General features: G+C 59.6%; 10 protein-coding genes. 3 read left to right on the top strand and 7 right to left on the bottom strand.

Annotated features, from left to right (window positions below):
• Positions 1 to 80 precede the first annotated feature (80 nt).
• The gene (locus tag AC07UI_RS11740) at positions 81 to 1,175 is read right to left on the bottom strand and encodes a PLP-dependent cysteine synthase family protein (RefSeq protein WP_494992630.1); all 1,095 of its coding nucleotides are present in this window, start codon (positions 1,173 to 1,175) and stop codon (positions 81 to 83) included.
• Positions 1,176 to 1,498: 323 nt separating this feature from the next.
• Between AC07UI_RS11740 and nhaA the strand changes: the two genes are divergently transcribed.
• Positions 1,499 to 2,686, top strand: a complete 1,188-nt coding sequence (gene nhaA, locus AC07UI_RS11735) for a Na+/H+ antiporter NhaA (RefSeq protein WP_494992629.1) — start codon at positions 1,499 to 1,501, stop codon at positions 2,684 to 2,686.
• Between the two features lie 79 nt (positions 2,687 to 2,765).
• Here the strand turns inward: nhaA and AC07UI_RS11730 are convergent, their stop codons facing one another.
• Positions 2,766 to 3,230: an outer membrane lipoprotein gene (locus AC07UI_RS11730; protein ID WP_494992628.1), complete on the bottom strand. Its 465-nt coding sequence runs from the start codon at positions 3,228 to 3,230 to the stop codon at positions 2,766 to 2,768.
• Between the two features lie 168 nt (positions 3,231 to 3,398).
• Here AC07UI_RS11730 and AC07UI_RS11725 point away from each other — a divergent pair, with 168 nt between their 5' ends.
• The gene (locus AC07UI_RS11725; protein ID WP_494992627.1) at positions 3,399 to 3,635 is read left to right on the top strand and encodes a hypothetical protein; all 237 of its coding nucleotides are present in this window, start codon (positions 3,399 to 3,401) and stop codon (positions 3,633 to 3,635) included.
• A gap of 5 nt (positions 3,636 to 3,640) precedes the next feature.
• Here AC07UI_RS11725 and pdxH read toward each other — a convergent pair whose 3' ends face one another.
• The 5 genes from pdxH to dinG form a co-directional block, all read right to left on the bottom strand.
• Positions 3,641 to 4,288, bottom strand: a complete 648-nt coding sequence (gene pdxH / locus AC07UI_RS11720; protein ID WP_494992626.1) for a pyridoxamine 5'-phosphate oxidase — start codon at positions 4,286 to 4,288, stop codon at positions 3,641 to 3,643.
• Positions 4,289 to 4,312: 24 nt separating this feature from the next.
• Positions 4,313 to 5,350, bottom strand: a complete 1,038-nt coding sequence (locus tag AC07UI_RS11715; RefSeq protein ID WP_494992625.1) for an OmpA family protein — start codon at positions 5,348 to 5,350, stop codon at positions 4,313 to 4,315.
• 144 nt (positions 5,351 to 5,494) lie between these two features.
• Positions 5,495 to 6,640 carry a serine hydrolase domain-containing protein gene (locus tag AC07UI_RS11710; protein ID WP_494992624.1) on the bottom strand — a complete coding sequence of 382 codons (1,146 nt, stop codon included), beginning with the start codon at positions 6,638 to 6,640 and terminating at the stop codon, positions 5,495 to 5,497.
• 160 nt (positions 6,641 to 6,800) lie between these two features.
• Positions 6,801 to 9,227 (bottom strand): beta-agarase, encoded by a 2,427-nt coding sequence (locus AC07UI_RS11705; protein WP_494992623.1) that lies wholly within the window; start codon positions 9,225 to 9,227, stop codon positions 6,801 to 6,803.
• A 94-nt stretch (positions 9,228 to 9,321) separates the two neighbouring features.
• A complete protein-coding gene (gene dinG / locus AC07UI_RS11700; RefSeq protein ID WP_494992622.1) occupies positions 9,322 to 11,466 on the bottom strand; it encodes an ATP-dependent DNA helicase DinG in 2,145 nt (714 codons plus the stop codon).
• Positions 11,467 to 11,564: 98 nt separating this feature from the next.
• Here dinG and AC07UI_RS11695 point away from each other — a divergent pair, with 98 nt between their 5' ends.
• Positions 11,565 to 12,029 carry a CopD family protein gene (locus AC07UI_RS11695; protein WP_494992621.1) on the top strand — a complete coding sequence of 155 codons (465 nt, stop codon included), beginning with the start codon at positions 11,565 to 11,567 and terminating at the stop codon, positions 12,027 to 12,029.
• The last annotated feature ends 58 nt before the right edge of the window (positions 12,030 to 12,087 follow it).

The following is a 12,087-nucleotide window of genomic DNA, read 5'->3' as shown; positions in this document are numbered from 1 at the left end:
TCTGCGTCACCTAAGGGCGGACGCAGAGCGTCCATAGCGGCATTCCCACGCAGAGCGCAGGAACGATCAGTCCGGCCTTGTCAGATCCCCGCGCGCAATACGCTGGCCGGCAACGCTTCACCATGCTCGACACTCGCCGTGACCGCCTCGATCAAGCCACTCAACTCATACCCCTGAGCCTTCAGCCAATTCTGATCGTAGTAAGTCGTCGCATAGCGCTCGCCGCCATCACACAGTATCGCCACGATCGACCCGGATTCCGCCGCTGCAACCATGTGCTGTGCTGCCATCACAGCGCCAATCAGGTTGGTGCCGCTGGAACCGCCGACACGCCGTCCCAGGCGCTGCGCCAGGTAATGCATGGCCGCCAGGGACAAGGCGTCCGGCACTTTGACCATGGCATCGATCACCTTGGGCAGGAACGACGCCTCGACCCGTGGCCGACCGATGCCTTCGATTCGCGAACCGCAGTCCAGGCGCAGGCTGGCGTCGCCGGTCTGGTAATAGTCGAAAAACACCGAACGCTCGGCGTCGGCGCAAAGTACGCGGGTGCAGTGTTGGCGATAACGCACATAGCGCCCGAGAGTCGCCGTCGTGCCGCCCGTGCCGGGGCTTGAAATCAGCCAGCTCGGCTCCGGGTAACGCTCGAAACGCAATTGCTGGAATATCGACTCGGCAATGTTGTTGTTCGCCCGCCAGTCAGTAGCGCGCTCGGCGTAGGTGAACTGGTCGATGAAGTGGCCACCGCTCTCGCTGGCCAGACGTTCTGACTCGGCGTAGATCTGCGTCGGGTCCTGCACCAAATGGCTTTTTCCGCCGTAGAAAGCGATTTGCGCGATCTTTTCCTGGGACGTGGTGGCAGGCATCACGGCAATGAATGGCAAGCCCAGCAGGCGCGCGAAATACGCCTCGGAAATCGCCGTCGAACCACTGGACGCCTCGATTACCGGTGCGCCCGGCTTGAGCCAGCCGTTACACAACGCATGGAGGAACAACGAGCGCGCCAGACGATGTTTGAGGCTGCCGGTGGGGTGACTGGACTCATCCTTGAAATACAGCTCGATGCCCGGCAAGCCTGGGAGGGGCAAAGGAATCAAATGAGTATCGGCACTGCGTTGAAAGTCCGCTTCGATGATCCGGATGGCTTCTCGGGCCCACTGTCGGTTGTCGCTCATGGTCTTTTCTCGCTGGATCGAGCGCCGTGCATGGCGCCTGAAGATGAAATGCACCCGGCTCTGGTGATCGGGGCTCAGGGAAAACCTGGCGGTGACAACAGGTAACAGTTCGGACCCTGTCTCGACCCTGTCGATAAGCTTAGGAAATTTCCTGCCTACCGCACAGGTGCAGTCGTGACGCAATTAGATACACAACTGCCAGGCTCCAGGCCAATAAAACGCCTGTTCAGCGCATATAACAAAAAAGAATATAACTTTTGTTTTAACAACCAACCGTACAGGTTAGGGTGTCCTGCCTTTTGAACTATTGATGGAGAGTGACCTTGCCTCTGCGTAGCACTTTCACACGTTTCTTTCAGTTGGAAGCTGCCAGCGGTCTGTTATTGATTGCTGCTGCAGCTCTGGCTTTGATCATCAACAACTCACCGCTGTCCTGGCTTTACAACGGCCTGCTGGACACACCTGTGGTCGCCCAGATCGGCGCCTTGAAAATCGCCAAACCATTGCTGCTGTGGATCAACGACGGACTGATGGCGATGTTCTTCCTGCTGATTGGTCTGGAAGTCAAACGCGAGGTCCTCGAAGGTCATCTGTCGAAACCTTCGCAGATCGTCCTGCCGGGCGCTGCAGCTATCGGCGGTATGGTCGTCCCGGCGCTGATCTACTGGTTCCTCAACAAAGACAACCCGACGGCGCTGGGTGGCTGGGCCATTCCAATGGCCACCGACATCGCCTTCGCCCTTGGTGTACTCGCCCTGCTGGGCAAACGCGTGCCGGTCTCGCTGAAACTGTTCCTGATGACCCTGGCGATCATCGACGACCTCGGGGCGATTATCGTCATCGCGATCTTCTACTCGGGCGCACTGTCCACGCTGTCGCTGATGCTGGCCGCGGCGTGCCTGGTGGCCCTGGTGGCGATGAACCGGCTAGGGGTAGTGAAGCTCGGGCCGTATATGATCATCGGCCTGATCCTCTGGGTCTGTGTACTCAAGAGTGGTGTCCACGCGACCCTGGCCGGGGTGACCCTGGCATTCTGCATTCCGCTGCGCACCAAAAACGCCGAACCTTCACCGTTGCTGAGCCTGGAGCACGCGCTGCATCCGTGGGTCGCGTTCGGCATCCTGCCGCTGTTCGCCTTCGCCAACGCCGGGGTATCGCTGGCTGGCGTCAATCTCGAAAGCTTCACCCACCATGTGCCGATGGGCATCGCCACTGGCTTGCTGCTGGGCAAAACCATCGGCGTCTTCGGCCTGACCTGGCTGGCGGTCAGGATCGGCATTGCGGCCCTGCCGACCGGTGCAAACTGGGGTCAGGTGTTCGGTGTGGCGATTCTCTGCGGGATCGGCTTCACCATGAGTCTCTTTGTCGGGTCCTTGGCATTTGTGCCGGGCAGCAGCGATTACGCCGGGATGGACCGCATGGGCATCCTCACCGGCTCCATATTTGCGGCGCTGATGGGTTATGCCGTGACGGCGGCGGCCAGTCGCAAGAACCCCTCGCTTCAATCCTGAGCGTCGAGGGCTGCAAAGGCTGAAAACACAAAACCCCGACCAGTTGCCTGGCCGGGGTTTTGTTTTTAGCGGGTAATGCTTAATGGGAAACGCGGCTGGTGCCACCAACCATCGAGATACGAACACGCTCGCCGACCCGGAAAACCTCGTTTTCCTGAACCTGCTGCACGTAGGCACGCATGCTGCCGTCGTCTTCGCGAACAGTGATTTCCACGCCCTGAGTGCGGGTCAGGCCTTCTTCGGCGGCCGAACCCAGCAGGCCACCGGCAACTGCACCGACCACGGCGGCAACGGCGCTGCCTTTACCGTGGCCGACAGAGCTACCGCCAATACCACCAACGACCGCACCGGCTGCAGTGCCGACCGGGCTCTTGGTGCCTTCGATTTTCACCGGACGCAAGGATTCAATGGTACCCATGCGAATCGTCTGCACCCGACGCGCTTCGTCACGGGAGTAAGAGTCACCAGTCAGGCTGGACTGGCAGCCGCCGAGCAACATCGCCATCGTGGTGAAAGAAGCAACCAGCAGAACAGTCTTACGCATAGCATCAACTCCAAAGGACAGGTATTCATTAAACTCCGCAGATTGACGCCTGTCACTGCATCACCCGGATAAAATTTGCCGCATTCAGGCGCAGTACAGGCGTGCCTGAAAACCCATCACACCGTAGCGTCAATTCTCAAAATCTGCGCTGCTGGCTAAAGGATTTCCATGGACTACTTCATTATTGTCGTCACCACCGTTGCCGGACTGTACTTCCACTGGTGGCTATACGTACGGATCAAACGCTGGATGGATCGCGACCTGGCGTTGGCTCTGGCAAATGGCGACGAGCAGAAAAGAACCTTCATGCTGCAACAGCTGGCTCGCGCCCAGGAGCATAAAATCAAACGCCGGGACTTGCCGCGTTGGCTCCAGGCCGCCGCAGCAAGCTATCCCGATCAGTAGACCACTTAAGGCGCCAGACGTTCGCGTGCCCAGTCGCTGCCTTGCAGACGGTAGTTGAGCCGATCATGCAGACGACTCGCACGGCCTTGCCAGAATTCGATACGTTCCGGCAACAAGCGATACCCGCCCCAATGTTCCGGGCAATTGGGCTGAGTGTCGCTAAAGCGCTGTTCGGTAGTCTTGAGCAAACCTTCCAGCTCCTTGCGATCGGCAATCACCTGGCTCTGCGGTGAGGCCCACGCACCGAGGCGACTGCCCAGCGGGCGCACCTGGTAATACGCATCGGACTCCTGCGGCGTGACCTTGACTACCCGCCCCTCAATGCGCACCTGGCGCTCCAGAGTCGGCCAGAAAAAGGTCATGGCAGCGAACGGGCACACCGCCAATTGCTGCCCCTTGGCACTATCGTAGTTGGTGAAGAAGGTAAAGCCCTGCTCGTCCAGCCCCTTGAGCAGGAGAATGCGGCAATGCGGCCGGCCGTCATCATCGACGGTGGCCAGGGTCATTGCGTTCGCCTCGACCGGCGGCTGTTCGGTTTTCACCGCCTCAGCGAACCACTGATGGAACAATGCGAAAGGCTCAGCCGGAGCGTGGGCCTCGGTCAAACCATCGCGGGTGTAGTCGCGGCGCATATCAGCCAGACTTTGGGTCATGGCGCTTTCCTTCTGCTTAAAGAATCAGTTCTTGGTCTGATCAGCCGGTGCGGCAGTCTTCGCCGGCGCAGCAGCTTTGGCTGGAGCCGCTTTTTTCGCGGATCCTTTCTTGGCTGCTGATTTCTTCGCCGATGCAGCCTTTTTGGACGCTGCGGACTTCTTCGATGAAGCGCCTTTTTTCGCGGTGACGGCTGGAACTGCAGGCTTGGCATCCGGCACAGCGACCATTTCTGCCGCTGGCGGGGTCGACTGGCTGTACTTGCTCAGCAACGCCAGCATGGTGGTGCGTTGCGTCAGCATGATTTCCACACGGCGGTTCAAGGCGCGGCCCCGGGCACTGTCATTGGCAGCACGCGGCATTAGCCCACCCATGCCACGCAACATCAGGCGATCGCTGTGCAAACCACTGAGGCTGAAAATCGCCGCAACGGATTGTGCGCGATCCTTGCTCAACTGCTGAGTCTCCGCAGCAGCGCTCGTGGTATCACCATGGCCAAGTATCAGAACGGCAGTCTTCGGATCACCTTCAACCACTTTGGCTACCCGGGTGAACGGGCCAAGGGTTACCGGCAGCAACATCGAAGGACGCTTCGCGTTGAAAGACTCGTCCACCGGCACCACCACCACCAGCACGTTGTCGCGGCGCTCCAATTGCAAATTGCTGCCCTTGATGGCGACACGCAAGCGTGGCTCATAGTCGTCCAGCCAGGCCTGAGTGATTTTCGGATCCGGCATCGGGACGTCTTTCACTACCGCCTTGCTGAGATCTTTAGGCTGCTCAGGATGGTCGCCAAACGGCCACCACCAGTGACTTTCGGTCTCAGCCTTGGCGACTGGCGGGGTTTGCGTTGAAGCCGCTGCGGTGGTCGCCGCTTTGCTCTTCTCGGCTGTCGCGGCCGTTACTGCTTTGGACCCTGACTTGTCAGTTTCTTTACTCGCGACCTTGTCGGAACCTGAACCGAATGACCACCAGTGCCCCCCGTCTGCTTCATTTTGTGGGGTTTGTGCGCAACCGGTAATGCTGAGGCACAGTGCCAAGGCTAAAGATTTGTTCGATGACATCGGGATATCCACAAAATGAGATAAAAAGCTGTTGGTCTCTACGACCCGTTTAAGCAGACGCTTTGAAACTAGAAAAGCCACAGGGTTCCGCTCTGCTGCTTTTTCAGGCATGTTTTATCAAAATAATGCCATACAACAATCCTTTTACAGGCAATCGGCCAAAACCCGCACAAGCTTTTGCGCGCGCGGATCCATCAACACGTACGGCCCCAAGGTATTTGTCACAAAACCGAAGGCCACATCGTGCTCTGGGTCAGCAAAACCAATGGAGCCTCCAGCCCCCGGATGACCGAAGGCCCGCGAGCCGAGGCCGTAAGTCGCGTTGGGTACATCCGGTTGATCGAGCATGCAGCCCAGGCCAAAACGGGTCTGGGTCAATAAAGTCTTGTCCGGTCCGATGCTGTGCTCGCGGGTCAGTTCGTTGAGCATTTCAGCCTCCAGCAGGCTTCCGTCGAGCAAGCCACTGTAAAATCCTGCCAGGCTACGGGCATTACCATGGCCATTGGCAGCAGGTTGCTGCATGCGCCGCCATTCCGGTTTGTTGGTGCTGGTCATGATCGACGGCGGATTGGTGAAGGCCCGAGTGGTCATGGCCGTTGGCTCGCGCATGGTTACTTGCAGCAAGCGCTGGGCCGCGGCGTCGCCGACATTGCCTTTGCCTCGAGCGATATGCGCGACACGGTGGAATTCTTCGTCTGCCAGGCCCACATGAAAATCCAGCCCCAGCGGCCGCGCAACCCGCGCCACGATGGACTCTCCCGGACCGCGTCCGTCGGCACGACGCAACAGCTCACCGACCAGCCAGCCGTAGGTGATCGCCGCATAACCATGGCCTTCTCCAGGCGTCCACCAAGGCGCTTCAGCGGCCAGGGCATCGACCATGGTCTGCCAGTTGTAAAGGGCTTCGGGCGCCAGCAACTCGCGCAACGCCGGCAAGCCTGCCTGATGACAGAGCAGGTGGCGCAGGGTGACCGATTCTTTGCCGGCGGCAGCGAACTCGGGCCAGTACCTGGCGACCGGTGCATCCAGTTGCAACTTGCCTTCAGCGACCAATTGCAACGCGGTGACTGCGGTAAAGGTCTTGGTGCAAGAGAACAGGTTGGCGATGGTGTCGCTGTGCCAGGCCTCGGTGCCGTCCTTGTCTGCGGTACCCGCCCACAGGTCGACCACGGTCTGCCCGCCGATCTGAATGCACAGCGCCGCGCCGCGCTCCTGGGGATCATCGAAGAGTGCGGCAAACGCTTCGCGCACGGCTTCGAATTTAAGCTCGTAATGACCCTGAATCTGCACCCGCAACTCCCTCAGACAATCGCTTTACATAGTGGCACGCATTGTTCCAGCCCTTGACGGATTTGGGAACCGGGTCAGTCTGGCTGATCGCCCTTATACGAGCTGGATTTGAAATCTGCAGCGTCGGTCAGGACGCCATCTTGCAGGTAGACCTCCGCCGTTATTGACCATTCCCGGAATGCCCACCGCTGTGCCCACCCTGCCCCGCACCTTTGCCCTTGTTGCCTTTCTTGCTGCCTTCGCCTTCATGGGACGCTGCCTTATCGGCATCGGCTTTGGCCTTCTCGGCCTCTTTACCCAGTTGATCGACCGCCTGCAGGTTGCTCTTGCGCACGCTGTCGACGAAGCCCTGAAACGGTATGTCGGTAATGCCTACCAGCCCGAAATGGCCGTTTTCACCATCCTGCAGGCGGCCGGTCACCGGTTGATCGAGGTACTGGAACCAGTGCACACCGACAATCGATGGCTCGGACACTGCTTGTTTGAGGAAATTGGCATAGGCCGGACCTCGATCCTCTTCTTTCGCAAGTTCCGTCACGCCCCCCCAGAACGGACCGCGATCCCGCGAACCGAAGTTGAATTCGGTGATCAGCACCGGCTTGTCCAGAGCACGCAATGCAGCGAAGTCATAACCGTCCTGGGGTTGCAGCGTGTACATGTTGAAGCTCAATACGTCGCAATACTGCGCGCAGGATTCAACGGCTTCCGGAGTGCTGATGGCAAAACGGCCACCCAGCAACAGATGATTCGGTGCATGCCACTTCAGCGAGTCGGAAATGGTCTTGAAGTAGGTATCAGCGAAGACTTTCTGGAAGTATTTGAAGTCAGCTTCGATTTCCGGGTGTTCCGGGCTTGGCAACGGCGGTTCGAAGCCCGGGTCTTCCATCAATTCCCAAGCCGGCAGATCGATACCCCAGGCTTTCGACAAGCCCGCCTGATTGCGGTATTTGTCGCGCAATTGCTTGAGGAACGCACGTTTGGCCGGCACGTCGGTGGTCATGCGCAAGGTGCCGTAAGCCAACGCATAACGGGCCTTGGGATCATTGCCGGGACCGGCCCAGGCCAGCTCGTTATCGGCAAAATAGCCAATCAGCCACGGGTCATCCCGGTGATCGCGGGCAGCAATGGCCACAGCACGTTCGGTGGCCATGGCAAAACGCGGATCGAACGGGTCTGGCATTGCGCCCCACCAGTCGGTGCCGGTACTGATGCTGGCGTAGTCGCCAACAATCGACAACGGCAGGGTGTAGGGCACACGTTCACTGAGGCCCAGCGTCGGGGCGCTCCAGTTGCCGATGGTGTTGAACCCCCAGGCCCGCAGGCGATCAAGGGTGTGGCTGGCCCAGCGTTTCTCGTCGAGGGTCTGGGGCACGCACGGCACGCTGACCGGCTTCTCGACCGTGTTTTCTTCGGCAGTTTTTTCTACCGTGTCTGCTTTGGCAGCTGCCGCGCCCCCAGCCTTGGTCTCACGGGTGACAGCGCAGGGCTGACCGTAAGTACGCTGAAGATTGGCGGCATAGAAGTCATACCAGCGACCGGCATTGAACCCACGGCCCTTGTCGGCACCGTTACCCCCCCGGTTATCACCTTCACCGTAGTAGCTGGCCAATGGCTCATCGGCGTTGGGCAGCGCGCCGAACATCCATTCACGTCCGGCAACATACGTCTGGTTGGTATCGGCGGTGACCGCGTTGACTCCCAGGGAATAGAACGGGTGACCTTCCGGGGTCACCAGATACCAGCGTCCATCACGTTTTTCGGTGCGGAAAAAGCCGCTCGCGTTGAACGCAGGGCCTTTGTTCCAGCCACCGAATGTATCCAGGGACGAGCGCTCGCGCTCGGCAAGCCAGGTTTTGAGCTGCTGTTGCTCTTTGCCGGCAGCGGCTTTCAATTGCTCATCGCTGCTGACTTTCTCCGGCCATTTGGCCCGAGTGAACTGACCATAAGCGTCGACCAGCGAGCCGTAGGCAGCCTTGACCATTGCATCACTGTCCTGCACGCCAAAACGCTCGAGCATGATGCTCTGCGCCACTTTCGGCTTATCCATCGACAGCGTGACCGACACTACCTGGCTACGATCCAGCTCGCCTTCGCTGCTGGCGAGCAAGACCCGCTGGCCATCGATCGTCATCGGCATCGGTGGCCCGGCTTTCATGCCCTGGCTCAGTGGGGAGCTGGCCTGCAATGGCACTAACAGGGTTTGTGCCGGGCCAGCCGGCAAGTCGATGCGGCTGACCAGGGTCTTGCCGTCGTTACTCTGGATTTTCACGTAGAGGGTCAGCGCCCAGTTCATGGCGCTCTGGATCCGCAAGCTCATGACGCTCGACTGTGACCAGTCCCAGGCACCGGTTTGCGGTGTCAGGCGCAGGCTCGGCTGAGCAGCCGGGTTGAAGGTCACCCGGCGCAGCACTTCGCCTTCAGCCGTTTGCTCCGCATTGGATTGCGGCAGGCTGGCATCTTCAGTCGCCACTTGCACCACATCGGCGGGGCGGACAAAGTTGAACAGCGTCTGTTGTCCGACGGGCGCAGCCAGCAGCGGCGCAGCGAATAACAGAGCAAAAATGGCGGGCAGCGAGCGGCGAATCATAGGAACGAGGTTCTCCCTAACGACCAGTGAATGGCCTGTGTGGAATCAGTGACACGAGGTAGACAACGCGGCGGGCGTTTTCAACCACCGTGCCTCAAGAAATTTCCCGGCGGAACGGCGGCAGCGCATTGAGAATCGCTTTACCGTAGCGTTGCGTGACCAGTCGTCGGTCGAGCAAGGTGATGGTGCCGCGATCTTCCTCGGTACGCAGCAGCCGGCCGCAGGCCTGGACCAACTTCAGCGAAGCGTCGGGCACGGAAATTTCCATGAAGGGATTGCCGCCCCGAGCCTCGATCCATTCGGCCAGCGCCGCTTCGACCGGATCATCCGGCACCGAGAACGGAATCTTGGCAATCACCACGTGCTCGCAATAGGCCCCGGGCAAGTCCACACCCTCGGCGAAACTGGCGAGGCCGAACAGCACGCTGGAATCGCCGCCATCAACCCGCGCCTTGTGCTTGTTCAAGGTTTCCTGCTTCGACAGGTTGCCTTGAATGAACACTTGTTTACGCCAGTCGCGGTCCAGGCCGTCGAACACGTCCTGCATCTGTTTACGCGACGAGAACAGCACCAGGGTGCCACGCGAGCCTTCGACCAGGGCCGGCAGATCGCGGATGATAGCCGCCGTGTGTGCAGGGGCGTCCCGAGGGTCGGCGCGCAGGTCCGGAACTCGCAGCACCCCGGCGTCGGCATGATGGAAGGGGCTTGGCACCACCGCCGTCACGGCTTTTTTCGGCAAACCGGCACGCATGCGGAAGCGATCGAAAGTACCCAGCGCGGTCAAGGTGGCCGAGGTCACCAACGCGCCGTAGGCGACGTTCCACAGGTTGCGCCGGAGCATTTCTGCCGCAAGGATGGGGCTTGCGTTGACCTCGATATCGAACAACGAGCCGCTTTCGGCCAGGGTCAGCCAACGGGCCATCGGCGGGTTGTCATCCGGGTCTTCGACAGTGAATGCTGTCCACAGCTCCCAATTGCCTTGGGATCGGGACAGCAAACTACCGAACAATGGGTACCATTCTTCCGCCTGATTGCTGGCGATACCGATGTTGACCTCGCCATCCATGCCCTCTTTAAGCAACTCGGTGAGCCGGGTGAAAACGTCGGTCAGGCGCGCAAAACCCTTCTTCAGTTCGATACCCATTTCACGCATGTGCTCGGGGATGACTCCAGCGACGAAGCGATGGCGTGGCCGTTCGCGACCTTCCACGTCTTCGCCGGGTTTGAAGTCGGCCACTTGCTCGCAGGCAGTGAACATGAACTGTTGCTGTGTCTTGATCTCGCGCGCCAATTCCGGCACCTGCTCGATCAGTTTGCCCAGGTCGCCAGGCAGTGGATGCTGGGCCAGCAGCTTGGTGAGATTCTTGGCGGTCTGCTCCAGCCAGTCAGCCGTGGAGCGCAGACGGGTGTAATGGGCGAAGTGGCCGATGGCCTTGTCTGGCAGGTGGTGACCTTCGTCGAACACGTAGACCGTGTCGCGCGGATCCGGCAGCACTGCACCGCCGCCCAGGGCCAGGTCGGCCAGCACCATATCGTGGTTGGTGACGATCACATCGACCTTGCCCATGCCTTCGCGGGCCTTGTAAAAGGCGCACTGGCCGAAGTTCGGGCAATGACGATTGGTGCACTGGCTGTGATCGGTGGTCAGCCGCGCCCAGTCCTGATCTTCCAGAGCGGTGGGCCAGCTGTCTCGATCACCGTCCCATTTATTGCCGGCGAGCTTTTCGATCATGCTGGTGAACAGCTTCTGACTGGCCTCATCGACCTCGATCTTGAAGCCTTCTTCCTCGAAAAGCTGCGCCGTGGCAGTTTGCGCATGGCCTTCCTGCAGCAACATGTCGAGTTTGGACAGACACATGTAGCGGCCCCGCCCCTTGGCCAGGGCGAAGGTGAAGTTAAGCCCGCTGTTGCGCATCAGGTCCGGCAAATCCTTGTAGACGATCTGCTCTTGCAACGCGACGGTCGCGGTGGCAATCACCAGGCGTTTGCCCGCGGCCTTGGCGGCAGGAATCGCAGCCAGGCTGTAGGCCACGGTTTTCCCGGTACCGGTGCCAGCCTCGACGGCCACGACTGCGGGGTCGCCACTGCGCCGGCCTTCGTCATCGGTATCGATGTCGCCGAGGACTTTGGCAATTTCGGCGATCATCAGGCGCTGGCCATAACGCGGCTTGAGGCTCTTGGCTTCGAGAAAACGCGAGTAAGCGCCCTGGATCTGGGATTTGAGTTCGTTGCTGATCATGGTCTTCGGGCGCGGGAAACGCTGGATAAATTTTCAGTGGTTCGAATCGGCCGCTATCATAACCCGCTAATTCATCCTGCGCAGAACGGAGTACCACAATGACACCCTTTGCCCTTGTCTACACCCTGCATGTATTGACGGCCCTGGTCTGGGTCGGCGGCATGTTTTTCGCCTGGATAGTCCTGCGCCCCGCCGCAATAGCGGCACTTGAAGGTCCGGCGCGATTGAAGCTGTGGGTAGAAGTGTTTCAACGTTTTTTTGTGTGGGTCTGGGTCGCGGTAGTACTTTTGCCGATCAGCGGTGTTGGCCTGATCCACTTGCGTTTCAACGGCTTTGAAACCGCACCGCGTTATGTGCAGGTGATGATGGGCTTGTACCTGGTCATGACGGCGCTGTTTATCCGCATCCAGGCATTGCAGCTGCCGGAACTGCGTAAAGCGGTGTTGGCCGAAGATTGGCCGATGGGGGCTGCAACCCTGGGAAGGATTCGCCGTTTGGTGGGGATCAATTTGATTATTGGGTTGCTGCTGGTGGCGGTAGCGTCGGCAAGGCCGACGTTTTAAGACCAACACAATCTCTGCTTTGATCGTTCCCACGCAGAGTGAGGGAACGATCAGATTC

It is taken from the genome of Pseudomonas sp. GW821-FHT04C07 (assembly GCF_059420325.1).
This window is presented reverse-complemented; position numbering and strand designations above follow the sequence as displayed.